Genomic DNA, 24,970 nt, shown 5'->3' on the forward strand with positions numbered 1-24,970 from the left:
CCAACCTAAGTTTGCTAACTTCATATTTCTATTATGTAGAGTAAATTTCAGAACTTGAGATAGCGAAATTAAACAATAGTACAAGCAAAATAAGTAATACATAAATGGCTGTACCTATGATTCCACAGACAAGGCCAGCAATCGCTAACCCTTTTCCTTGCTCCATGCGAACTCTGATCTCTTTGAAGGCCAAAGATGCAAATATAATCGCAACGATGCCGATTACAATACCCACGTAAGGAATGGTGACGGACAGAATCCCCAAAACTAGTGATACAATCGACTTACTATTGGTCTTTGGCACTACATAAGGCGGTGGTGGCAATGTGTCGTTATAATAACGATCCACATCATTTTCGCGATGTTCCAAGGTCAATCCTCCCTGTTCTTTAAGTATGTTCATTATAATTGATTAATAGGAATAATAATATCCATATTGTGTTAATTATAAGTTACCATTAGATTTATTTTATTTCCATCATCCCCGTACACACATATAAATCCATAAGCTTATACTTCAAGGATTTGAAATTAAGAACCGTTTATCCGTGTGATGATATAAATCAAGAATACCTCTAACATATAGATATTATTATAGTCGTAATACTTTTCTGAATATCTTTGGGGGATCACTACGATGAAAATCGATAAAGTCATGAATATACTTATGATTGTGATACTTCTACTTATTGCTCTTTATCGAAATAATGTAGCTGTATTATGTTTTAGTATTGTTTTGTTTGGAATCATGAGTTATACGACATTTAGAATTCGAACCCATTGGAATGTAGCAACTTATATCTTGTTGACCCTTGTACTGATTATCTGGAACATATACCTCTGGATATAAACTATTATTTTCAAACAAAAGAACGCAATCCCTTATTACTCATAGGATTGCGTTCTTTCAACATTTCTTAGATTTGAAGTTTCTTCTATCCTTCCACTTTCACCCGCTGCAAAAACGTCCGGGTACGTGCGAGCCTCGGATTGCCGAAGATCTGTTCTGGTGGACCTGCCTCTGCGATCTCCCCGTTATCCATGAAAAATACACGATCCGCAACGTCACGGGCGAAGCCCATCTCATGCGTGACAATCATCATGGTCATGTTTTCCTGCGCAAGTTGTTTGATTACGCGTAACACTTCTCCCGTCAGTTCGGGATCGAGTGCCGATGTCGGCTCATCGAACAGCAGAATGTCGGGCTGCATCATGAGTGCGCGAGCAATGGCCACACGCTGTTTCTGTCCACCGGACAGATTGGCTGGATAGGCATCAGCCTTGTCCGACAGCCCTACTTTGCCGAGTAAGTCCAGACTGCGGTACCGAATGACGCTTGAGCTTTCTTTTTTCAAAGCCTTCGGTGCGAGTTCCAGATTAGCCTGTACGGTCAGATGCGGGAACAAGTTGAAATGCTGGAATACCATACCCATACGATCCGTCATCTTGCGAATATCTGCGGCACCCACGTAACGACCATTATCAACCAACGTCTGATCCTGAATGCGAATCGTTCCGCCCGAAATATCCTCCAGATGAATCAGGCTGCGCAGCATCGTACTTTTCCCCGAACCCGAAGGCCCGATCACGGCAATCACTTCGCCTGGTTCCACGTTGAAGGATACCTGCTTCAGCACATCAAGTGTGCCGAATGATTTTCTCAACTGATTTACTTCTATTATATGTGTCATATGCAGACAGTCCTTTGATTGATCAGATTTAATTTATTCAAATGAAAACCGCTTCTCAAGTAGCTTGAACAGCACGGTGAGTACAAGTGTCATGAGCAGATACATAACCGCCGCCACGAAGAAAGGTGTCAGCTGTAAGTCGCGATTTACCGCCGCTTGGGCGTAATACAACAGCTCAGGTACAGCCACGGCATAGAGCAGTGCCGTATCCTTGATGAGCGTAATGGATTCATTGGCCGTTGCGGGCAATACTACACGAATCATCTGAGGAATAATGACTTTAGTCATCGTTTGCCACTTTGTTAACCCCAGTACCTTCGCTGCCTCATGTTGCCCTTTATCAATGGAAAGCAGTCCGCCCCTGAAGATTTCAGCGAAGTACGCCGCATAGTTCAGGATGAACGCAATCCCCGCTGCAACAAAACGATCAAACACCAGATACTCTCCAATCACCGGAAGCAACGGTAAACCGAAGCAGAAGAATAGAATTTGGAGCAGTAGCGGTGTTCCTCGCATCACGTATACATACGTATGGGCAATCCACGCCAGCAGTTTAATCTGGCTTCTCATCGCAAGCGTGACCGCAAATCCGAGCGGTACAGATAACACGATCGCTAGCAAGAACATGAAAATGGTGGTCTGCGCCCCCTCTAGCATAGGTTTTAAAATGGTCGATAGATAATCCCAACTCATTGTTTTGTCTCCTCTAATCTGTTAACCCCGCATTCCTCTGGGGCATAAATCGCTCCAGCATGGAATACGGGGTCCGTTTTGTTTCTAACTATATATCAGGTGAATAACCTGTCTATTTCAAAACCTTATCTTCACCCAACCATTGAGTGGAGATCTTAGCCGCTGTTCCGTCTGCATTCAGCTCATCCAACGCTTTTTGCAGCTGATTCAGAAGCTCTTCATTGCCTTTTTTGATACCAATGCCATATTGTTCCGGTGCAAGAGATTCATCCAGCAGTTTGAATGTTCCCTCTTCTTTGGACATGTAGTATCTCGCTACCACTTCATCAATGATGACCGCATCCAGACGTTTTGTCTTCAGATCCGTCAGTGCAAGCACGTTATCCTTAAATTCGGAAGCTTTCACTTTATCCTTCAGGGGACTTGCTGCCAGTGAATCTGCCGCGGAGGACAGCGCCTGCAATCCCACATTTTTACCATCCAGTTCATCCAGCTTTGTAATTGGCGAGTCTGCCAATGTAATAGCTACTTGACTGTTTTCCAGATACGGCTTCGTGAAGAGCACTTTCTCTTTACGCTCATCCGTAATGGTGTACCCGTTCCAGATCATGTCGATCCGGCCACTGTTCAGCTCTGACTCTTTGGAAGACCAGTCGATTGGCTGGAATGTGATTTCTTTACCCATTTTCTCCGCTGCAGCTCTTGCGTAATCAATATCAAAACCAACAATTTCATTCTGCTCGTCCCGGAAACCCATTGGAGCAAACTTGTCATCAATTCCTACAACAATCGTGTTATCGTCTTTGCTTGCGGAACTGGAACAACCCGCCACAATCAATACACATATACTAATGAATAATAGTAGAATCGCTTTTTTTCTCATCTCTCGAACCCCTCCATGTCTATAACCAAAACCCAAACGCTTTAGTTCGTTACCACGTTATCAGAGATTTATAATAACATAGCATGGGAGAAGAGTCGAGTATGTTGCCTATTTCCTTCTATTTCATGCAGCTTAATTGTCAACAATCTGTGAAAAAAACTCTTTCACTTGTGCCGATTCCACCAGCTTCTCACATATTGAAAATCCCAATTTAGTTCCTGTATCCCCTTCAACTCCGTACCCACTCATTGATTAGCAACATTCCTCTCTTGCTTTTCGTCTGGAAAATATTAGGGAGGTGGATGAAATAAAATTCTTCAATACTACAAGAACATTGACCACATTGGTATTTTTTTTAATTTTGCTGATATTATCCGGCTGTAATCCTACTCCAAGTCATAGTACAAAGGAAGTCGAAATGGGATCAAAACAGGTTCAGGAACCGGAGTCCAACTTACCTCAGAAACTGCCTACTCCAACTATTCAGAGCGAAAGCGGCATCTCTATTCCTGCTATACAGGGCAGTTATTGCTGGGGAGGCACCTGCGTTGATTACGCTAGCCTAATTTTTGAAGACAACAGTACGGTGCACGTTTTTGCCGGTGAGGATTTATCCATAGACATGGGTACAGATGTCCCCCCGGATGAGATAAGTATTTCTGAATATGTGGACAACCGCAATGCATCCGTTACTTCTACGGATGGGACCTTCCAACTTCCCAAGGAACCAGGAACACATTATTATGGAGCATTTGTCCGCTGGTCTTCCCCTCAAGATTCACAGATCAGCCTGGGAGATACTTCTTTTACGTTTGTGGTTCGTGTCGTTGAGAAAAAATAGAATCAAACAGAGCCCCTCCAATACTGGAGAGGGCCCCGTCTACTCTTTATATTTCTTATTCATTTTTCTTAATTTTCATATTCCGTTTATATTTCGTTGTTGTACATCCTGCCTTTATCTATTGCTGCACTTTCTCGCGATCTTTCCCTTTATCGGATTCACCCGCGTTTTTGTTCGCGGCATCGCGATCCTGTTTCATTTCTTCCACCGTTTTCACCTTCAGACGTGCTGCACCTTCATATTCCTTTGTTGGAATAAGGTCACCAGCAGCAAGTCTTGCTTCTGCGGCTGCAATCGCATCCCCGTACTGTGGCAACCACTGGGCCTGTGCAACGAGCATCTCGTTGACCATCTGCCAGATCTCTTTTGGATTACATACGGCACCCACGAGCGGGTCCATCATGAACGCCTGACGAAGTAATTTATCATCTCCGTTGACCGCTGCTTCAACCGCAAGACGTTGCACGGAAATACTCACATTACATACCGCAGCCGGGCCAAGGGGCAGATCGCCTACATGTGGCATCGAGATCCCGTTGCGGTCCACATATCCCGGTGCCTCAATAATCGCATCGTCCGGCAGGTTCGAGATCACCCCGTTATTAATGGTATTGAAATGTCCACGATAGACACGTCCCGTCTCCAGCCCTTCAATAATGTACGAACCGTGCTCCTCGCCCCGTTTTTCCGGAATGAATTGCATCGGTTCATCCTTCATCCAGTTAGGAAAATCAGTCTCAAACCAGTTGCGCCCCTCGGTACATACCCGCAGATATCCACCCGTCTCTCCGTTGATCCAGTTGCCCAGGTCGATCCATTCGTTGATCTCTTCCGGACGTTTGCGGTACCACGGCACATATTCACTCAGATGACCATTCGATTCTGTACTGTAATATCCAAAGCGGCGCAGCATATCGATCCGCACTTTCTCGGTGCGGCTGTACTCCGGATGTTTCTCGAAGGCTTCGAGCAGATCACCTGTAAGATCCTTACCTTCATGAGACGCCTGAATGTACCAGGTCTGATGGTTGATGCCGGCACAGACAATATCCACTTCACTCTTTTTCAAGCCAAAAGCTTCCGCAATCTGATGATGACCATGCTGTACGCCATGACACAGTCCGATCGTCCGCACACCGCCGTACTTGTTGCAAGCCCATGTGAGCATCGCCATCGGATTGGAATAGTTCAAGAGCAGCACGTCAGGTGCGCTATGTTCACGAATATCCTTACAGATATCCAACATCTCAGCGATTCCGCGTTGTCCATACATAATGCCACCTGCACACAACGTGTCACCGACACATTGATCTACCCCATATTTCAGTGGAATATCCACATCGGTTGCAAATGCTTCCAGTCCCCCAACACGAATCGTACACAGTACATACTTCGCATCTTTCAACGCTTCTTTCCGATCCGTTGTTGGCTGAATCTGAATATTCAATCCATTCTCACGGATATCCCGCTGACACAGCTCAGTCACCATGTCCAGATTGTGCTGGCTAATATCGCAGAACGCAATCTCGATGTTGTTAAACTCGGGTACCGTGAGCAAATCCCTTAACAATCCCCGTGTAAATCCGATACTTCCTGCCCCGATAAACGCCACTTTAAACGACATGTCTATGTCCTCCCCTAATCCGAATCTTTCGCTTCGGTTAATGACTCTCTTCATGAAATCATTGTACCAACGGCAAAAGGGGAAGCGTTATCAAAATCATGACCTGTTCAAGATCTTGTTGTCAAAAATCCTAACTTTTACGCACTAGCTCCAATAATCCAGTTGTATTCGAAATAACTGCAATCGCTCATTCATCGGACGGGTACTGACTGACATGTCGTTCCATAGAGGAGCGAAATTCAACCGGAGTCATACCCGTCGTCTTCTTGAACAACATATGAAAATACTGACGACTGCCTACTCCAACATAGTCGGAGATCTCCGAAATCGGGATATTCGTCTGCTGAAGCAGCATCTTGGCCTTCTCCATGCGAAGCATCGTCAGGTAGTCGGTAGGTGTCCGCTGCGTGTGCTGACGAAAAATGCGATGTAAATAGCCCGGATGCAGATTGACGGCTGCCGCGATATCCTTCATCTGAATGTTGCGATCCATATTGTGATGCATGAATTCAATGGTTCGTTTGACATACAGCTCCGCCTGATCTGGTGCACTACGACTCATTTCTCCGCGCAGACGCGCAACACGAACCAGCAACTGGATGAACAATGTACGCACCAGCATGCCCTGTTCCGGGGACGTTAGATTCCGGGCTTCGCGGTGCTGCAACCTTTCCTCTGGCGGAATGATCTTCATCGGCATGTTCGATCTTCCTTGCTCCAGCAGACCCCGCTGATCGAGTTCCAGCACCAGACTTTTCATAATGTGATACACTTCTTCCGGGTCAGGCAGTACCAGATATGGCGATGCATTAGTGAGTAGAGTATAGACTTCCTCCTCTTCCAACGCGAGCTGACGGATCGATAGCTGTCCAGAAGGTGAGCCTGAGAATCCAAACTCCACATTGAGCATCCGGCAAGGCACGCTATCTTCCACCAGCAAACGGTGCGGGACACCTGCATCGAGCATAATGAACTGCCCTTTTTTCAAAACGGCCTGCTCCGAACTCCCATCCGGCATCTGCACATCCACCCGGCACATTCCCGAAATAATATACATGATCTCTGTGGAATCATGATTGTGATAGGACATACGATAGTTGTCCCATTGCTTGTAGTAGTACGCGTAAAAACGCGGTCCGCAATCCTCTGTTCGCAATGCCTCCTGATATAGACTTCCTGTCCAGCGCTTCGCGATGCTCATATCCATACCTCCATTCCGACAACGATCGATCCTCACTTTTCTCTATTGTAGCAATTCTATAGGTTGAATATAAACTGTCTTCATTAAAACCATCATTGCATTATGTGATTAGATAAATATATAATTAGTATATTATCTAATCCTTTATGTGAACTGTCTATAATTAAGGAGGTTTCCACTCATGAATACCACCTTTCATCTGGTGAGACACGGTCTTAAAGAACGACAAATCGGTGATGTCTCCCTCACTGCCGAAGGGGTTTTACAAGCCGAAGCCACAGCACTTCATTTTGCCAAAGCCACCTCTCCCGTTACTATAATCCTTACCAGCCCACTTCGACGGGCCCGAGAGACCGCAAGTATGATTGCCCGCCACACCCATTCCCATATAACCGAAGATCCTCGCCTGCGCGAACGTGCCAATTGGGGCGATTGCCCGGATCAGTCATTCGAAGAATTCATTGCGATGTGGGATCGATGTACGTCTGACCCAGATTACATTCCACCCGTGGGTGACTCGGCCAAACAGGCTGGTGAACGGCTGGCCTCCCTCCTAACCGAATTGGCTAATGAAGAGCCGGAGAATAGTAACATTATTGTGGTTGCACATGGTGGACTCATTACTGATTTTCTGGTGCAAACCTTTACCGAGCGCGAGCTTAACGTCTGGCATTCCGATTTTATAACTAGTCAGAACCAACTTATCCCGGAGTGCTCCATCACCACTTTGATTCATGATCAAGGTAACTACACCATTGAAGCGTTCGCTTCTACTCAGCATCTAGACTCCAACAATATGTAAAAGAATGACGTAACATGGACGCCGGGAACACGCCAAGTTTTGCCCGCAGATCCTTATGTAAAAAAGCTCTGAAACCTCCATGTGCCGAGACACATGGGGATTCCAGAGCTTCCAAGCTTCGATGCCAACTCTTAAAACTAATGACGCTGCGTTACGTTACACCCTGATCATGAACACATGTTATGTTGCTATTGCTAGCTATTATTACTCCGGCCTGCTTACTTTCCGCCCTTACCTGGCGTGTAGAACTTAGGCAGCGTTACTTTGGACCAGTCCATATCCGATGCCATGTAGAAGGACGGATAGGACGGCTGATTGTATCCACTGTTCTGTCCGGCAATACCCACACGATACATCGCATCATGCATCAGCGTGTACAGCTTGCGGTCTGTCTTCTCGGTACTCAGATAGATACGAATCGCTGAACTGTCGGTGGTTCTCACCAGCATCTCTTCCCGCCAATCCCCGAAGATATCAGCTACGAGAGAAGGTGTACCTTTGGTGTGATTGTTGGTCAATGTGCCTGTTGCCGTCAGCAACGTGCCACGATTCCAGTCTTTGATGGTTGGTGTAACATCAATCGCACCATCAACGATCTGTGTGGTCATATCACCAGCCCAACGGATATTCATATTTGTTCCCGGCGCCTGATCACTGATTTTCTCACCCTTAGCTGTCCACAACCCTACAGCCCATGTCTCCAGCCCACGGCGAGTCGGATCAACATCACCCACCATGCCGCGACCGGTATCTTTCCCCGTGTACCCACCATAGATTACTTCTCCGGTCTTCGCATCACGCAGGGAATAGCCGTATGGCGCCCACGGACCACCCTCGTGAACCATGAAAATCTCCAGTCCCGGACGATCCGGGTCGATATCTGCCACATGAAGTGCGTCCCCATGACCCAGACGAGCAATGGTTCCCGGTGCAGCACTCTCGGCAGGCATCAGGTCTGTGGAGCTGTACAGCACGCTGCCGTCATGATCAATTGTAGCGGAGCCATAGATAATCTCCTGTTTGCCATCTCCATCTACATCCGCCACACTGAAATAGTGCGCTCCCTGAGTTGTAATGGAGCCGTACTGCGGATCTGTACCATCTACGCCGTGCGGTCCGTCATTGAATGGGTTCTTCATCGGCGTCCAACCGCTGTCCACTTTCCATTCCTTTTTCAGTTTCTTGCCGTCCCAATTGTAGGCAACCATCGTCGAACGTGTGTAGTATCCGCGTGCAAAGATTGCAGACGGCTTCTTGCCGTCCAGATACGCCACGCCTGCCAAGAAACGGTCTACCCGATTCCCGGGTTCGATCCGTGCCATCGCATAATCGCCCCACATCAGGCCATCATCATGACGCTCAGGTTCATATGGAATGGTTTCCAGCTCTTTGCCTGATTTACCTTCAAATACCGTAACATACTCAGGTCCATCCACGATAAAACCTTCAAACTTGCGCAGCTCATTTCGGTTGCTGCGTTCTACCGCGTACACATCAATGAAGTAGTCGGCCAGACTCTCGGCATCCTGCTGAGATAATGGGTAATTATATTTTTTCTCCATTCCAAAAGCCTCTTCCAATGTCGCAGGCCAGTTCCCCTTAACAACCTCATCGTGCTTATGCCAGTTTTTGAACATATCCACCACGTGATCGTAGTAACCATCCGCACTTAAACGATAATCATCTTCGTTCGAGTACCCTGCCTTGCGATCCTGCTTCGGAAGTGTGATGTACTTCTCGGAGGTCACTTTTCCTTTTTTGTTATATTTGATAATCTTCGTGCCCGGAGCGGTCTTGAACATCATCTCAGCCTTGCCATCCCCGTCAAAATCGTAAACGAGCATCTGTGTATAATGAGCACCTGCACGGATGTTGACCCCAAGATCGATCCGGTACAACAACTGACCGTCCAAGGTGTATGCATCAATGTAGGTTTTACCGGTGTATCCTTTTTGCGATACGTCCTTGGCGTTGGAAGGGTCCCATTTGACGAAAAACTCATATTGGCCATCCCCATCCACATCACCCACGCTCATGTCATTGGCGGAATACGTATAAGCTTCTCCGGCCGGAGTCACGCCATCGGCGGGTTTTTGCAGTGGAATGTCCACATAGCCGTTCGCCCAAGGTTTGACGGATGCACTGCGTTTACTCTCCTTGCCCTTCTTGTTCACCGCCGCCACTTCATAACGGGAAGACGATTTACCCGTGGCATCTACATAGTTGGTGCTGTCGGTGACAGCAGCGATCTTTTTACCATCACGATAGACGTTAAAGTCCGTACCTGTCAGCCCTTTGTCACTATACCCTGTTGCTTCATCACCAAGCAATCTCCAACTGAGAAACACACCTTCAGATGTTGACGCAGCCACCAGACCACGATCCAGATATTCCAGTTGAATCTCTTTCATGTGACTGCCTCCCTTATGTGATTGCAGGCCAGCCTCCGTCGCCCCATTACCGTTGGAAGCTTCCGCTCCGGTAATCCCCGCTGTTCCCCCAACAAGCAAAGCTACGCTGAGTGCCGAAGAGAGCACCTTGGCTGCAAGTGGCATACGTGCCTTCCTGCGACCGGATTGCTGACCTGAAGCCGATCCCTTATGTACCGGCGTTGTTGTTTCTGAGTTCATCCACCTTCACGCTCCTTGAGTCAGAATAGGTGACGCATATACACATCGATGATAATTGGACGTTCGATAATTCATACAGGCCTTCTTCGACGGACGTTCCCAATCCATAATGATTACGCTTACAAAATTAAAAAAGAGAAATCAGCTTGCCCGACTACCGGAGTGCGGTCCCCCTTCCATTCTCTTTCCAATCCGAGCGAGGTGATCCCGCCCATCGGGTTCTATTATAGACATCCTGTCTGCCAGACCCTAGGCAAATATCCGTCCAAAACGATTAATAATCAGTGTTTTTAGGAGTCATTTGGAAAATCAACCCGATGACGCTTCGGTCGGAAGGGTGATTTAAGCTCACCGCCAAGTTTTTCTAACGAATCTCACACACCCTATTGGGGCGTTAAACTCCAACAACGAATCCTAACGAATCTCAGCAACCTTATTTGGACCAAATCGGGTCTAAACGGGGCAAAATCCATCCAAATTAACTGAATAGCGTGTCTACGATTCGTTAGAATTTTCAACTGTATCAATTCAACTAGATAGCGTGCCCTCTGTTCGTTAGAAAAGAAATAGGGCTGTCCCTTGATCATTTTCATGACCAGAGGACAGCCCAGCTTAATACATCCGCTCTCACATCCTAATTTCGGATCTTCAAGCGATTCTAAATACATTTTGATGTGAGAACTTCAATCTAGAATGACACTTGTAATGCATAGCAAAAAACCGCAATCCTCTAACACACTGAGGATCGCGGTTAAGACAGTTACAAGTAAAGTTTAAGGCTCAATACCCCATACCAGGTTTCCACCTTGGTAGAGTGTTACCTTGTTCCAATCCTGGTAGGATGTTTTCGTTGGATCGAAGGAATAGTCATTAGTCTCGTCAAAGTTGGACCAGTCTGTTTTGTACATGCGAAGCTGGATGTCTCCAGTCTGTCCACCAGCCTGAATGCTGCCAGCGCCAGATGTGAAGCTCAGCTCAACATACGAGTCTGTGAAGGTCCGCTGGATATTAGCTCCGCCAACTTGAGCGTAATCGATGGCAGAATCCATCGCAGCTGAGCCTTCTTTGGAGAAGTAATACCGGATCTTCAGATCACTCAGATTCACAGCAGTACTACCCAGATTTTTGATGTTTAAATACGGTTTGATCTGGCTATCTTGAGCATTGGTATCCCCAGCACGATATTGCACGACAAGATCACTCGTTGGTACAACGACACTTTGAGGTGTCGCGGAAGCTACAGCGGAATCGGCACTTTGCCCTGCTGCATTCACTGCACTTACCACATAATGATACGTCGTACCGTTCGTGAGGGCCGTGTTCGTGTAGGACGTACCACTCACATTCGCGGCGATCGTTGTGAACGGACCTGTTGCACTCAGTGCGCGTTTCACATTATAATTTGTCGCACCTGTAGAAGCGGTCCACGTCAGGCTCACCTGCGCATTGCCTGCAGTTGCTGTGAGAGCAGTCGGTGCAGCTGGCGCCGTTACACCTGCAACGGGTGTAGCTGTTGCTGTTGCAGAGTTAACACTTTCACCTACTGCATTTGTTGCCGTTACCACATAATAATAGGTTGTACCATTGATCAGGCCGGTGTTGCTGTAAGATGTTCCACTCACGTTAGCTGCAATCGTTGTGAATGGACCTGATGCACTCAGTGCCCGCTTCACGCTATAACTTGTAGCCCCTGTGGAAGCAGTCCACATCAAGGAGACTTGAGCGTTACCGGCAGAAGCTGTCAATGCTGCTGGTGCTGCCGGAGCTGTTGTTCCGCCCGGAGGGTTGCCTCCACCGTTACTGGCAGGCAGTACAGGGAATGAGTTTTTCACTAGTGCCACGAATTGATCATGGAACCAGTGACCCGATACCGGGGCATTAGGCAATGCACCTGTTAATACACCATCCCGAGTTGTGAAGGTTGGATCACACATCCGGTCAAAACCTTTGCCTTCGTTATTCGGAATTTCGGAGCTAGAGCCATCGGATTCACCCGGAGGTTTCACCCATACATAAGCATCCAGATGCGCTGGTCCTGGTGCAGCCTTAGGTGCTTCACCCATACCTGCGCCACTGGCATTACACCAGTTCCCCCGATGCTCCCGGCGATCTACACGTCCGGAATTCACATAATCGTTGATGTTGCTACCCGTAGCAGATGCTGGACGGTTTACCCCGCCCCACCCATTCCGGCTAGTATCAATCAGGAAACCTGTGCTGCTTGGCCAGCCAGCTTGTACGAAATCGGCATACAGCGCAGCGGTGAAATCGGTTTCGTCAAAATAAGGATTCCACTCATAAAACTTGGCAGATTTAATCGGTTGTCCACCGATATTGAGATCAGGGTTAGACAGGTTCGGCTCCCCCAGCGGTGTAGTGTTCGCTGTATTTGTAATGAAGCCATCTGCACTGTTCAGACCCGCGGCTGTCCCTTGCACAACACTTGTATACAGCGCGACTGCTGCAGAACGGTTGTTATCCCATCCAAGCCAGCCGGAGTGGCCGATATCCAGATAGTTGTACACATTTGGAATGGCGTGCAGCTTGTCCAATGCATACTTCACACCCGCCTCATAGATACCTGTTGAGCTGGCTTGACCACAAGCTGGTGTACTCAGGTTGGTCACAAGGTTAGGCAGACTGTCCGGTTCAATGACAGCAATAATGCGAATATCCTGATACTTCGGATCTGCGAAGATATCTGCGAGCACATCAATATAATCCGTTTTATAGGTCTGCAGTGCTGCCTGTGTTAGTGGAAGTTCACCATTCGATGCAAGTGCATGACAGTCCCGTCCGGGCAGATTGTAAATAACAAATGAAGCGGTGATCGGTGTACCCGGTTTCTTTTGAGCGAGAACGGCATCAAGATGTTGCTCTACACTTTTGCGACCAGCGTTGTCCGTGCCGCCATAGATTGCAGCAATCCGGTCAACCCATACTGCGGTTGGATACGATTTGACGGTCTCCATCTTGGCCTTCAACGACGCATCGTTGGTCAGTGCAATGGACGTATCCACGAGAGCTGAATAGTCCTGATTCAGATAGGCCGTTGCCCCTACAAATGGATTATTCACATGGGCTTCGGCCGCCTGAGCCAAGCCTGGAGACAGTCCAGGGAAAATCCCCGCCGCGAGCAGCGTTGCTGCCAGCATTTGCTTTACACCTTTGCGCAGGATCTTCTTACCTCTCGATTTGGTTTTCAATTTAGTCTTCATAGTTCCACCTTTCCTTTAGTTAGATTGGGTTGTACTCATGTCTGATCCTCTGTGTCATTATGATGCTTAGCACGAAGAGAACGTTCGGATGAGTTGGTTGTATCACCTCCAAAAGAAATGGTTGTATGATTGGAATCTTGAGCAAACAAATGGTGTGTGAGGGCGAATCATGTGAATGAGTATAATATGGTGGGTGTGGTTGAACGTGTGTTAGACATGAAGAAGTGTGAAAAATGACTTATGGGATGTCTGAATCCTAAATTGGGTAAGCGCTTTCTTCAAACGGTTAAAAAAAAGGCCTTCGCCTATCCATCTACAAACATGATGTTCGGTGTCACCTCCTTATGTTATGATTATACGACATGCAAATTTTACTGTAAATTGAATTATATAAATTTAATTATATTTTTTTCCATAATTCAGGCAGGAATCTGGACATCCCTTGCTCCAAAAGACACACGAGGTCCATCGTGGCAATCTGCCACAATGAACCTCGTGTTTTTCAATGCCGAATTAATCGTTCGTCTAGCTAGTCATTACATATAATGTCTTGTTCTTATATTCCTACATCTAAGGCAAAACGACAATATCTCCCGGTTTCAAGCCACTAACTACTTCTGTCTTGTCCCCCGATTCCATTCCAGCCTGGATCGTCAGCGGCTCGGTCTGTCCATTGCCTTTGTCTAACAGTACGTAAGGCTCGGTCTGATCCCGCATGATCGCGAGGCTGGACACTACCGTCACTTTATCCTTCCGCATTGTCTCGATATCGCCTTCCAGACTCACGCCTCCATACATTCTGGCGTCCGGCTTCAGATCAATGACCAAGTCAAACTGTGAAGCTTGCTTGAGGTCGGTATCGGTACTCTTGCGGGCAAATTTGGACACCTTACTCACCTTCCCAGTGAATTGCAGGTCTTTCTGCGCTGTCATTCGCACCTTAACTGGCATACCCACCTTGAGCCTGAACATTTCTTCCTCACCAACAATCGTCATAAATTTCAGTTTGCTGATGTTTGTAATGGACCCGATTAGCTGTCCTTCCGTCACCGCACGTGTCTTGCTATCCTCTTCATTCATCTGAAATATACCGGAAGCGGAAGCATACACAACAGACTTACTTATTACTGCCTGCTTTTTCTGTATCTCCTTCTCCTTGAGGACCAACGCTTTTTGATTCAATTTATTCGTCAGGCGTTTACCTTCCCGATCTGCAAATGCCTTCTTGCGCTCCTCTTCCGTCACGCCAAGCGTCTCACTCATATTCGCCTGATCCAGGGTAACCTGATTCATCTTGTTTTCCAGCTGGGCTTTCTCCAGATCACTCTGCAACTGTTCTACTTCCGTTTGTAACGTAGAAGTATCGAGGGTAAACAGGATATCGCCTTTGCTCACCTGCTCACCACTTTTCACGTGCCACTGCTTAATGTTGGAAGCATACGGAGCAAAGATATCCGTCTGATCGGTGTATACGGATTTCCCCTTCACCTGTATCGTTTGCGTCATCGTTTCCTGTGTCACATCAAAGGTAATCGGGGGCGGAATCTCTACAGGCGCCTCCGGTTTTGGCTTGTACTTTTCATACAACCAGTACCCCACACCTGCCAAAAGTACAACGGTGATGATGATTTTAATCCATTTCTTCATGTGCCCAATTTCCCTTTCGCTGATAAAATTACATCGATTTGATCACAGTTAATGCATTGGTCCGAGATGCGCTGATTGCCGGATATATACCGGATACAATGCCAACCAGAACGGCAAAAACGATGCCCAGTGGCAGAGCCGACTGCTGAATAACCACCGTCATCGGGCCATTGACCTGATCTGCCATCTGACTCGCCAGCAGACCGTTCACCCCGCCGAGGGCAGCAAAGGCAATCCCCACACCAGCCACGCCACCCATTAATCCAAGCATCGCTGCTTCCGTAATAAACATCTGGCGGATCTGCCACAGATTTGCGCCCAGCACCTTCATCACACCAATCTGTTTACGCCGCTGATGCGTGGACATAATCATCGCTACAATAATGGATAATGAGGCCAGTAACATGATAAAACCACCGATCCCCAATGCCGCTTTTTGGTACATCGCCAATTGACCTGCCATCGCTTCCTCCTGGAACAGATTACTCTGTGTGTTTAAAGTCAGCTTTTTAATCTGTTCTTCCACCTGGGATACATAACGTTTGTCCTCAACCTTGACCAGAGCCGAGTTAAGATGCTTGGCCGCACTGCTGTCGGCCTGCTGTAATCCAAGCTCATCCTGCAATGCACGAGCTGTATCGAGCGGCAGATATACTTTTTTATCGTTTTGAGCACTCATCTCATCCATGTTGGAAGGCTTCGTCAACTCTCCAGACACGCGTATAGAACCACTCATTTTGGTTTTGCTCGCATTCGCATAATCTTCATATCGAAACTGAACCAGCTGCTGAACCAGCTGATCCTGCTTCGCAGACATTTCCGTAAACTGTTCCAAAAGCTCGTTGTTATATGGATCAGCATTCAACTGCTCAAATAACTTCTGAGTTACTTTGGGGTCCACGAGTCCGAATGCAGCCCCATAACTGGTTACCGCCATACGACCATCCTCTGCCCCACGTCCCTCAGCATACTTGTATCCAAACCCGCCCAGGGTCTCCAGCTGGGTACCGATGACCTCAACATACGTGCTGCGACCATCCGGAAGCACCATTTCCAGCGAATCCAGCTTTAACATGGGAGCCACGGCAACCACATGGGGAAGTCTTTGGATAATCTGAATCTTTTCCAACGTCAATGCTCCCCGTTCAAACTTCGATGTCTGACCATTCCCCTTGCCGTTGCCGGTACGAATGCCCTCATTAGGCGTAATCGTAATTTCATCCATCTTGTAATTGTCGTTCAATGTTTTCTCGCTATAGGTCTGTACGGACTGCCCCACGCTAAGTGCAATGATCATGGCGGCAGAGCCGATGGACAGCCCCATCATACACAGCAGTGTGACCATTTTTCTGCGAATGATCTGTCCCCAGGCCATACGTGCTACATCCCGTATTCTCACAATTCCTCTCCTTTTGCCTCAAACTTCCCTTACGGTCTCTTCGACCAGTATTCCATGTTGCAGTGTCAACACAACTTGCATCTGCTCGGCGACCTCTGCTTCGTGTGTCACAATGACAAAGGTCGTATTCATATCCCGGTTAAGTTGCTGCAAAATCGCAATAATCTCTTCCTCCGTCTCGGTATCCAGATTCCCGGTAGGCTCATCGGCAAAGATCACCGAGGGTTCAGTAATGAGCGAACGTGCAATACTGACACGTTGTTGTTGACCGCCCGACAACTGGGACGGGAACAAGTTTGCTTTTCCACCCAGTCCAACCTGTTCCAACAGCTTCAACGCTTTTGCTTTGCGTTTCGAAGGGCTTATCCCCATAAACACCAAGGGTAATTCTACATTTTCCCGGATCGTAAGATTGGACAGCAGTTCATAGGATTGAAAAATAAACCCGATATGACTGCGCCTGAACTCAGCCAGGCGATTTTCACTGAAACGTACAATATCTTGTCCCGCAATTAGAATCTTGCCCTGATCCGGTTTCATCAGCCCCGCCATCAGATTCAGCAGTGTGGACTTACCCGAACCAGAACTGCCCAGCAGGGCTACCATCTCGCCTTCTCCAATCGTCAGATTGATATCTTGAAGCACCGGCACGGTTCCCTGGCCATTGCGGAACGAGTGGGATAATTGTTCAACTTGAAGCATTGCTACATGTCTTCCTTTCTTCTTGCTGCATATGTATAGAGGTTGTTACGTATAGATTCGCGTAGCACATTCTCTTTTCATTATAGGGTGGAGATGTATCCGGGCTGGCCGGAGTTGTATCCAACTTGTAAAATATCAAAACAAAAAGACCTTGTCTGCAGAGTAGCTATCGCCAGCTCTATCAGACCAAGGTCTTATGTTCGTATACTTTCCGCAGCTTACCAAGCTCTGAAACTAAAGCGGTACATTTCACTTTTATCCACTGAGCTGCTTACAGCAAATAATTCATCGTCATTCCATTTCAGACTGATGAAGTTATCAATATTGCGATAGATCACCGTATCCGACGAAATCTTGCTGTCATTCAGGTAGGCAACATGCAACTCATTCTTCTGATTCTGAATATCCATTGGATAAAAGTAAGCGATTCGCGATTCATCTGCATCCAGTTCGAAGTTCCAGATGAAACCTTGTAATACCAAATCATACTGCTCCTCCGATGCGTGATACCGATACAGCCCCTGAACCTTATTCATCGTTCCCTGGATGAGCATGTCACCATTTTTCAGCAACTTGTACTGTTGAATATCTTCCATTGCAGCATACGCCTTCACTTCATGCTCGTCCTCAAGCGATACACGATAGATGGCATAATTGTCTTTGAGCATCACCAGCATATAAATCTGCTTCAGATCTTCACTGACCTGCAACACATCCATCACGATAAACGTATCGTTCGAGCCTTTGCCTTGTCTTGTTCCTGTGAACATGCCCATCAGTTCATCATACGTGTAGATGACTTGACTCGTCCCCTGGCTCAGATCGACTTGTTTAAATAAAAGATCATCCTGACCGATGTAGGATTCATTCCCTGTAAACACTCGATAATACGAGTTGTCGTTCGGAAGCTTGCGACGTTCCCCGCTCTGAATCATATACTCATACGTTGTCTTCTGCGTCTGTCCTGACCGATACTGAGAGTAAATGATCTTCTTGTGGTCCGGGCTGATCGTTATGCCGTAATCCGTATTAGCCGCAATGTTCTTCACTTCCTTATCATCCAGATGCAGGAGAGACAGCTTGAGTCCTGAATAGGAAAATTCCGGTTGATTTAATATAATCGTGTTCCGGTCTACCACTTCAAAATCAAAGATCGCAAAGTCATTTGGAATCTTGGTAGCCGACTCGATCTGAATCGTACTGCTCGGTGGTGGCGCCAGACGGCTGTTGAATTGCTCACTTGGCAAAATCACTGTTCTAGGCTTGAGATTTCCGAGACTGAACAGGCTCCCAATCCCGAAAATTCCGCTGACAAATGCGATCAGCAACCCTGACAGCATCAATCTATCACGGTTTTTACGCCAAAATCCAGAATGTCTCATGCGTTCATTTCCCCCGGAAGACTGATATTCACTTGTGTCCCTTCCCGCATGATGCTCTTCATCTCCACTGTTCCTCCATGACGCTCAACGATGTTCTTCACAATAGACAAACCAAGCCCGGCACTGCCTTTCTCGGCCCTGTTGATTCCTTTATCCTGGTAAAAGGGTTCAAATACATGTTGGAGCGCTTCAGCACCGATTCCTTCCCCCTGATCACGGATCACAATAGCAATGGACTCACCTAACCGGAAAGATTGCACTTCGATAATGGAGTTCACATCACTGTACTTGACCGAATTATCCAGGATGTTGAGGAAGACCTCCTTCAACTTATCCCGATCTCCCTGTAAATACTGATGTTCCTCCAGCTCATAGTGAATGCCTATATTGTATTTGCCCGCCTTAATCGACATGTCCTCACAAGCCTCACGAATAATATCTGATATATCGATACGTTCGAACCGGTATGCCTGAATGACCGCAGAGGAGACCGAGACTTCCAGAATATCTGCAACCATCGTGTTGAGACGCTGGCTTTCCTTGATGATATAATTCATGCCTTTGTCGAAAAAGTCCTGGTCGGTAAATCCGTTATCCCGTAAAATCTGGGCGTATCCCAGAATCGTCGTTAAGGGTGTCTTCAATTCATGCGTCACATTGTCAAAAAAAACTTTGCTTCGCGCCTGTACTTGCTTCACTTCGTCCCGCTCTCGCTCAATCACATCAATCTGCTCCCGTACCCGATCAATCATGATGGTGAAGCTTGAAGCCAGTTCACCGATCTCATCCTTGGTCGTAATCTGAATGCCCGCATTCAGACTCCCCTGGGCCACTTCCGCAGAACGTTTCGTGAGTACACGGATAGGTTGTGTAATTTTCCGGGAAATAAAGATAGATGCGATAAATACAAATACGAAAATAACTGCTGCAAAAAACTTGATCGTATTTTGAAAACGAAGGTTGCGTTTGAACAACTCCGTATAATCCTTCTTCATCTGTATGATTCCAATCAATTGTTGATCCATCTGGAGCGGGAAGGACAGACTGGCTGTGACATGGCCCTTATCCACAACTGTGGTGTAAGCAATCCGGGAATGTATGGCTGCCTCCACATCAGGATGGTCAGACCGCTTAGCGACGTTAACCTCGCTGCCAACAGATCCGTATGGCGAAGCATCGGGGCGATATACTATAATCTCCCCGCCAACGGCTGATCCAATCTGCTCCGCGAGCTCGCGACTCCTTGCTTCGAGCGAGTCTCTGCTCATGCGTTTGTTATGTATCAGGAAGTACTGATTCAGCGCGATGTCCAGATTTCTTTTGGATTGCACCATATCCTCATGCACTTCCCGGTACATATTCTCCTGAGCTACCTTATTGGACAGAATCAGCAGGACGGAGAATCCGATAAAGACGATGACCGAGAATAGCACCACCATTTTGAACTGGATCGTCCACCTCATGTCTGTACCTGAATATTCAGCTTGTACCCCACACCGAATACCGTTTCAATCATCGAAATGCCTTGCACACCACTATCCAGTTTCTTGCGAATCCGTTGCACGTGAATGTCCACCGTTCGGGTATCCCCTGCAAAATCAAATCCCCATACCTTGTCCAGCAGTTCAGAACGTGTATGCACCTTGCGATGATGGGTCACGAGAAATAACAACAGATCATATTCCTTATTCGTGAGTCCTGCCCGTTCCCCGTCTTTCCATACTTCTCGTTCATCCTTGCGGATCTCAATATGCTTGCCTAGCCTTACTACCTCATAGGACTGATTCTCCAGTGTCTCGCTGATGAGATCAATCCGGCGAAAAATCGCCCGAATGCGCGCAACCACCTCACGGATATCAAAAGGCTTCGTGATATAATCATCCGCCCCAAGCTCCATGCCTAGTACCTTGTCCAGCATGTCCGACTTCGCCGTGATCATGATGACAGGTATCTTGGAGTTCACAGATAGTTGCCTGCACACATCAAAACCGCTCATATCCGGCAGCATCAGATCCAGCAGGATCAGATCCGGCTTCGAATCCCGAAGCAGATCCAGACCCTCTTTTCCCGTAGCTGCTTCCTTGATCTCAAATCCTTCCTTACGTAACGAATAGGACAAAATATCGCGAATGGACTCCTCGTCCTCAATAATTAAAATCTCTTTTTGTCTCATGATACCTTCGTAATCTCCCTGCTCTATGAATTTCCTTCATCTGCCTATATTTTGTATCCCAAGCCGTATGCTTGAATAGAGGGAAGCACGAAATGTTACAACTCCGATACAACTCTGAACCTTTTGGAAACAACCTCCCGATATACTTGGATCATAAGAGACTCATACCAGACCGGACCCAAGCCTGATCTGTATCAAGGGGGATTCACATCATATGAACAGCACACAAATTAATGATGCTTATGTCAACTATAAATTAGAAATCACAAGGTATCTATCCCATATCGTCAAACAACCGCAAGATGCAGAAGATCTGGCACAGGATTGTTTCATCCGACTAATGAACGTTACCGTGGATATCCCTGAAGATCGCATTCTCTATTATCTCAAACGCATTGCCCGTAACCTGGCGATGGATAGCTTCCGCAGGCGGACCCGTACACTCAGACGAAACAGCCGTCTGGAGGTACCTACCCACCACGTCGATACTTCCCACCTTGAAATTAGCGAAGGTGTTCATGATCTTGTTTCCCATATTAACAACACCGAACATCGTAAAATATTAGAACTTCGCCTCATCCATGGATACTCCATTAAGGAAACGGCGGAGCTGGTGAATCGCAGTGAAGGCATGATTAAATCCTCCGTCTTCCATGCCGTCAATCGAATTCGGGCCAAAGTCATCTCATAAGAGATGGCTTTTTTTATGCCGAAAGCAATATACGAGGGTAGATTGGATAAATGAAGACGGACCGAAATGCCTATCGATATGTCAAAAGACCCAATTTTACAAATATCGAGTTAATTTTTACAAATTGTTATGACTATGTGAGATTTTCATGTGGTAGAATATGGACGAACTCATGAATCAACTACTATTTGGGAGGGATTTGGTTGGGTAAATTAACAGGTATGCGAGGAGTATTCTTAAAATCACTCCTGGCATTGTCCATGGCTTTGCCGCTTCAGGTCGGATTATGGAACGGAGATGCATCGGTTCATGCGGAAGGACCGACAGACCCGGCACCGTTCATCCAGGCAAAGGTTGTGAACCAAAATGCAGGTAAAAAAGTATTGTTCGACAACTCTCACGGCCAAACGGCTGGAGCTGCAGACTGGGTCATTGATGGAGGTTTCTCCGACTTCGGGAATGCACTCGCGAATGATGGTTACTATGTCAAAGAACTTCGCAAGACAACTCCATTTACCTATGATGATCTGAAAGAGTATAACGTATTCGTTATTGCAGAGCCTCAAATTCCTTTCAAAACATCCGAACAAGCAGCACTGAAACAATATGTTGAAACGGGCGGCAGCATCTTCTTTGTTGGAGATCACTATAATGCAGACCGTAATAAAAACCGCTGGGATGGCTCTGAAGTCATCAACGGCTATCGTCGGGGAGCATTCGAAGATCCGGCCAAAGGTATGAGCACCGATGAGCGTAATTCTGAAGCGATGCAAAATGTAACCGGCTCGGACTGGTTGTCCGATAACTTCGGCGTACGTTTCCGCTATAACGCACTTGGCGATATCAACGCCAATATCGTTGTACCGGCAGATCAAGCCTTTGGCATCACAGAAGGGGTATCGGCTGTAGCCATGCACGCCGGTTCAACACTTGCAATCACCGATCCGGAAAAGGCAAAAGGTATTGTGTACCTGCCAAAAACCAACGCAAAATGGAATAATGCGGTGGACCAAGGTGTCTACAACGGTGGCGGGATTGAAGAAGGTCCTTACGTGGCTGTATCCAAGCTGGGCGCAGGTAAAGCTGCCTTCATCGGTGACTCCTCTCCAGTAGAAGATGCATCACCTAAATACTTGCGTGAAGAGACCGGCACACGCAAAACAACTTATGACGGTTTTAAAGAAGCCGATGATGCCGTGTTGCTCGTGAACACTGTAAACTGGCTTGCTACACAAGAGAACTACACAAGCCTAACTGAAGTGAACGGACTTGAACTGGACACAGCTACAGCGCTGCTGCCATTCGAAGAGCCGGCTGCTTCCACAGAACCACAGGCTGAACCTTGGTCCGCACCTGCTGCCGGATACAAGTGGTACGATCGTTCCACGTTCAAGGCTGGTTCTTACGGTGGACCTGCATCCAGCGCGAACGCTGCTTACAGCTTCGTGAAACAGGATACTCTTCCCAATGCAGAAGACTTCCAGATTCGTGTAGTTGTGGAGAACATGGCTCCAAACACAACCGTATCCGGTTATAGTGCCGGTATCTATCTGACTGGCGGAACACAGGTCGCCATGATCCAGAATGAAAGTGGTACTTGGCCAACTTCGTACGGGTATAGCTCCACATTCAGTGTAACCTCGGACAGCCAAGGTCGCGGGATCAAAGATCTGAATGTCCGCATCAAACCAGGTACAACTGGCGCTGCGAGCTTGCGTCTGCGTCTGAATGGCAGCAACCTGATCACCAATGCCGTGACTGTTGGCAATGTGCCAGCAGAACAGCTTCCGGAAGAAGAAGGACCGATTCCAGCAGCTATCACAGTTGCTGAAGCACGCACCAAAGCTGCTGGCACTACCGTAACCATCGAAGGTGTTGTGACGACAGAGCCAGGTGCATTTGGTGGACAAGCCTTCTATCTTCAAGATGAAACTGCTGGAATCTACGTATTCCAGCACACTAGCGGCTTCCATGCTGGTGACAAGGTGAAAGTAACAGCAGCAACAACCATCTATAACAGCGAGTTCGAGCTTACCGATATCGTTGCGATTGAGAAAACAGGTACGGCTTCCGTACCTGCTCCAATCGAGGTTACTGCAATTACAGATGCGAACCAAGGTCAACTGGTTCAATTGAAAAATGTAACGATTGAGAATATCATCAGTGCTACACCAGTTGGATCTTTTGAATTCGACGCGGTAGCAGCAGATGGAACGAGCACACATATCCGTGTAGACACCCGTACAGGTGTGACGGAGACTTCCTTCCCTTATGCTGCTGGTGACAAAATCGATATCACAGGCGTTTCCGCTATTTTCAAAGATGTATATCAATTGAAACCTAGAAGTTTGAATGATTTTGTACCTGCTGAAGAGCAAGGTGGCGGCGAAGTGCCTTCCACTCCAGCTGCAGGAGCACCGGGTAAACCGGTGCTTTCTTCTGATAATGGATATACCACTGGCCTGTTCGAAGGTTCGTATAACGTAAACATGAACCTCTGGTGGGGCGAAAATGGTTCTGAGTACAAACTGTATGAGAATGGCGTTCTGATCGATACACAGAAGTTGACTGCGGCTTCACCATCGGCTCAGTCTTCCAAAACCGCTATTACAGGTAAAGCCAACGGTACGTATACCTACGTAGCCGAGTTGACCAATGACAAAGGCACAACACGCAGTGACGTGCTGACGGTACAAGTAACCAATGCCGCTCCAGGCAAAGCTACGTTGTCCCAAAACAACTGGGATGGTGACGGCAACTACAACGTATCCATGAACCTCTGGTGGGGTACAAATGCAACCGAATACCGTCTCTATGAGAATGATGTATTGATTGATACACAATCTTTGAACGCGGCAACACCAGCTTTCCAAAGTGCTACAACTGAATTGTCGGGTCGCGCTAACGGAACGTATACGTATCGTGCTGAGCTGATCAACGCTGCAGGGGTAACAAGCACAGAGACAATTACGGTTCAAGTAACCAAAGCATTGCCCTTGGCTAGCTAAGTCTCAGTTAAAGAAGCCTAACGTTTAACCAAGCAACTAAAAAACCGAAACCACATTGCCTGATTCACAGGGCAACATGGTTTCGGTTTTTTTCATTCATTTCAAACGTTCGGGCTCATATCCATTTCTAACAAATAGAATGCTGTTCCATACAGCAAAATAAGCGGCGACGGCGATGACACTAATGACAAAAATCAAGTTCATCTGTGTAAACGTATAACCGCTTCCCGTGAAAATGATCAGGATTGCACTGAGTCCAATATTTTCTCTGTTATGTTTTTTAAACTTCTGAAAGATCATTCTGTATAATAGTAGGAGTACCATAAACCCAATCCATATATATTGAAATAATTCCATAGGTCACCTTCCTTTTGAAAACTCACTT

Annotated in this window: 19 protein-coding genes; 4 read left to right on the forward strand and 15 right to left on the reverse strand. The window is 47.0% G+C overall.

What is annotated here, in order from left to right; genetic code table 11:
- Window positions 1–31 precede the first annotated feature (31 nt).
- The 4 genes from J2Z28_RS08360 to J2Z28_RS08375 all read right to left on the reverse strand — a co-directional run bounded on the left by J2Z28_RS08360 (window position 32) and on the right by J2Z28_RS08375 (window position 3,267).
- On the reverse strand, window positions 32–370 hold the full coding sequence (locus J2Z28_RS08360; RefSeq protein WP_211081902.1) for a DUF4190 domain-containing protein: 339 nt from the start codon (window positions 368–370) through the stop codon (window positions 32–34).
- Window positions 371–935: 565 nt separating this feature from the next.
- Window positions 936–1,691, reverse strand: a complete 756-nt coding sequence (locus J2Z28_RS08365; protein WP_211081903.1) for an amino acid ABC transporter ATP-binding protein — start codon at window positions 1,689–1,691, stop codon at window positions 936–938.
- A gap of 33 nt (window positions 1,692–1,724) precedes the next feature.
- A complete protein-coding gene (locus J2Z28_RS08370; protein WP_036672518.1) occupies window positions 1,725–2,384 on the reverse strand; it encodes an amino acid ABC transporter permease in 660 nt (219 codons plus the stop codon).
- 112 nt (window positions 2,385–2,496) lie between these two features.
- Entirely contained in the window at window positions 2,497–3,267 is a 771-nt protein-coding gene (locus J2Z28_RS08375) for an amino acid ABC transporter substrate-binding protein (protein ID WP_211081904.1), read from the reverse strand.
- Between the two features lie 418 nt (window positions 3,268–3,685).
- Here J2Z28_RS08375 and J2Z28_RS08380 point away from each other — a divergent pair, with 418 nt between their 5' ends.
- Entirely contained in the window at window positions 3,686–4,108 is a 423-nt protein-coding gene (locus tag J2Z28_RS08380) for a hypothetical protein (protein WP_211081905.1), read from the forward strand.
- A 118-nt stretch (window positions 4,109–4,226) separates the two neighbouring features.
- On the opposite strand, the gene melA is transcribed toward J2Z28_RS08380, so the two are convergent.
- Window positions 4,227–5,732 (reverse strand): alpha-glucosidase/alpha-galactosidase, encoded by a 1,506-nt coding sequence (gene melA, locus J2Z28_RS08385; RefSeq protein WP_211081906.1) that lies wholly within the window; start codon window positions 5,730–5,732, stop codon window positions 4,227–4,229.
- Window positions 5,733–5,919: 187 nt separating this feature from the next.
- Window positions 5,920–6,933 (reverse strand): AraC family transcriptional regulator, encoded by a 1,014-nt coding sequence (locus J2Z28_RS08390; RefSeq protein WP_211081907.1) that lies wholly within the window; start codon window positions 6,931–6,933, stop codon window positions 5,920–5,922.
- Window positions 6,934–7,114: 181 nt separating this feature from the next.
- On the opposite strand from J2Z28_RS08390, the gene J2Z28_RS08395 reads away from it, so the two are divergent.
- The gene (locus J2Z28_RS08395; protein ID WP_211081908.1) at window positions 7,115–7,735 is read left to right on the forward strand and encodes a histidine phosphatase family protein; all 621 of its coding nucleotides are present in this window, start codon (window positions 7,115–7,117) and stop codon (window positions 7,733–7,735) included.
- Window positions 7,736–7,953: 218 nt separating this feature from the next.
- Here the strand turns inward: J2Z28_RS08395 and J2Z28_RS08400 are convergent, their stop codons facing one another.
- From J2Z28_RS08400 to J2Z28_RS08435, 8 genes are all read right to left on the reverse strand, one after another.
- The gene (locus tag J2Z28_RS08400; RefSeq protein WP_211082035.1) at window positions 7,954–10,290 is read right to left on the reverse strand and encodes a rhamnogalacturonan lyase; all 2,337 of its coding nucleotides are present in this window, start codon (window positions 10,288–10,290) and stop codon (window positions 7,954–7,956) included.
- 848 nt (window positions 10,291–11,138) lie between these two features.
- Entirely contained in the window at window positions 11,139–13,583 is a 2,445-nt protein-coding gene (locus tag J2Z28_RS08405) for a glycoside hydrolase family 6 protein (RefSeq protein ID WP_211081909.1), read from the reverse strand.
- A gap of 570 nt (window positions 13,584–14,153) precedes the next feature.
- Window positions 14,154–15,230: an efflux RND transporter periplasmic adaptor subunit gene (locus tag J2Z28_RS08410; protein WP_211081910.1), complete on the reverse strand. Its 1,077-nt coding sequence runs from the start codon at window positions 15,228–15,230 to the stop codon at window positions 14,154–14,156.
- A 28-nt stretch (window positions 15,231–15,258) separates the two neighbouring features.
- The gene (locus tag J2Z28_RS08415; RefSeq protein WP_211081911.1) at window positions 15,259–16,629 is read right to left on the reverse strand and encodes an ABC transporter permease; all 1,371 of its coding nucleotides are present in this window, start codon (window positions 16,627–16,629) and stop codon (window positions 15,259–15,261) included.
- An 18-nt stretch (window positions 16,630–16,647) separates the two neighbouring features.
- Window positions 16,648–17,331 carry an ABC transporter ATP-binding protein gene (locus tag J2Z28_RS08420; protein WP_211081912.1) on the reverse strand — a complete coding sequence of 228 codons (684 nt, stop codon included), beginning with the start codon at window positions 17,329–17,331 and terminating at the stop codon, window positions 16,648–16,650.
- Between the two features lie 218 nt (window positions 17,332–17,549).
- Window positions 17,550–18,713, reverse strand: a complete 1,164-nt coding sequence (locus J2Z28_RS08425) for a hypothetical protein (protein ID WP_211081913.1) — start codon at window positions 18,711–18,713, stop codon at window positions 17,550–17,552.
- Entirely contained in the window at window positions 18,710–20,176 is a 1,467-nt protein-coding gene (locus J2Z28_RS08430; protein ID WP_211081914.1) for a sensor histidine kinase, read from the reverse strand. The genes J2Z28_RS08425 and J2Z28_RS08430 overlap by 4 nt, the downstream gene beginning before the upstream one ends.
- Window positions 20,173–20,886, reverse strand: coding sequence for a response regulator transcription factor (locus tag J2Z28_RS08435; RefSeq protein WP_036606313.1), 714 nt, complete (start codon window positions 20,884–20,886; stop codon window positions 20,173–20,175). Before J2Z28_RS08435 ends, J2Z28_RS08430 begins: the two co-directional genes overlap by 4 nt.
- Window positions 20,887–21,100: 214 nt before the next feature.
- Between J2Z28_RS08435 and J2Z28_RS08440 the strand changes: the two genes are divergently transcribed.
- Both J2Z28_RS08440 and J2Z28_RS08445 read left to right on the forward strand, forming a co-directional pair.
- Window positions 21,101–21,577, forward strand: coding sequence for an RNA polymerase sigma factor (locus tag J2Z28_RS08440; RefSeq protein ID WP_211081915.1), 477 nt, complete (start codon window positions 21,101–21,103; stop codon window positions 21,575–21,577).
- Window positions 21,578–21,798: 221 nt separating this feature from the next.
- On the forward strand, window positions 21,799–24,585 hold the full coding sequence (locus J2Z28_RS08445; RefSeq protein ID WP_415841514.1) for a DUF5689 domain-containing protein: 2,787 nt from the start codon (window positions 21,799–21,801) through the stop codon (window positions 24,583–24,585).
- 96 nt (window positions 24,586–24,681) lie between these two features.
- On the opposite strand, the gene J2Z28_RS08450 is transcribed toward J2Z28_RS08445, so the two are convergent.
- Complete coding sequence (locus tag J2Z28_RS08450; protein ID WP_211081917.1) at window positions 24,682–24,942, reverse strand: hypothetical protein; 261 nt, start codon at window positions 24,940–24,942, stop codon at window positions 24,682–24,684.
- Between the last annotated feature and the right edge of the window lie 28 nt (window positions 24,943–24,970).

This window comes from Paenibacillus xylanexedens (genome assembly GCF_017874615.1).
Classification (GTDB): domain Bacteria; phylum Bacillota; class Bacilli; order Paenibacillales; family Paenibacillaceae; genus Paenibacillus; species Paenibacillus xylanexedens.

Coding starts and splice junctions, on each gene's coding strand:
- J2Z28_RS08365 (WP_211081903.1), bottom strand. CDS start 1,691: ATGACACATATAATAGAAGTAAATCAGTTGAGAAAATCATTCGGCACA.
- J2Z28_RS08370 (WP_036672518.1), bottom strand. CDS start 2,384: ATGAGTTGGGATTATCTATCGACCATTTTAAAACCTATGCTAGAGGGG.
- J2Z28_RS08375 (WP_211081904.1), bottom strand. CDS start 3,267: ATGAGAAAAAAAGCGATTCTACTATTATTCATTAGTATATGTGTATTG.
- J2Z28_RS08380 (WP_211081905.1), top strand. CDS start 3,686: ATGGGATCAAAACAGGTTCAGGAACCGGAGTCCAACTTACCTCAGAAA.
- melA (WP_211081906.1), bottom strand. CDS start 5,732: ATGTCGTTTAAAGTGGCGTTTATCGGGGCAGGAAGTATCGGATTTACA.
- J2Z28_RS08390 (WP_211081907.1), bottom strand. CDS start 6,933: ATGAGCATCGCGAAGCGCTGGACAGGAAGTCTATATCAGGAGGCATTG.
- J2Z28_RS08395 (WP_211081908.1), top strand. CDS start 7,115: ATGAATACCACCTTTCATCTGGTGAGACACGGTCTTAAAGAACGACAA.
- J2Z28_RS08400 (WP_211082035.1), bottom strand. CDS start 10,290: ATGCCACTTGCAGCCAAGGTGCTCTCTTCGGCACTCAGCGTAGCTTTG.
- J2Z28_RS08405 (WP_211081909.1), bottom strand. CDS start 13,583: ATGAAGACTAAATTGAAAACCAAATCGAGAGGTAAGAAGATCCTGCGC.
- J2Z28_RS08410 (WP_211081910.1), bottom strand. CDS start 15,230: ATGAAGAAATGGATTAAAATCATCATCACCGTTGTACTTTTGGCAGGT.
- J2Z28_RS08420 (WP_211081912.1), bottom strand. CDS start 17,331: ATGCTTCAAGTTGAACAATTATCCCACTCGTTCCGCAATGGCCAGGGA.
- J2Z28_RS08425 (WP_211081913.1), bottom strand. CDS start 18,713: ATGAGACATTCTGGATTTTGGCGTAAAAACCGTGATAGATTGATGCTG.
- J2Z28_RS08430 (WP_211081914.1), bottom strand. CDS start 20,176: ATGAGGTGGACGATCCAGTTCAAAATGGTGGTGCTATTCTCGGTCATC.
- J2Z28_RS08435 (WP_036606313.1), bottom strand. CDS start 20,886: ATGAGACAAAAAGAGATTTTAATTATTGAGGACGAGGAGTCCATTCGC.
- J2Z28_RS08440 (WP_211081915.1), top strand. CDS start 21,101: ATGAACAGCACACAAATTAATGATGCTTATGTCAACTATAAATTAGAA.
- J2Z28_RS08445 (WP_415841514.1), top strand. CDS start 21,799: ATGCGAGGAGTATTCTTAAAATCACTCCTGGCATTGTCCATGGCTTTG.
- J2Z28_RS08450 (WP_211081917.1), bottom strand. CDS start 24,942: ATGGAATTATTTCAATATATATGGATTGGGTTTATGGTACTCCTACTA.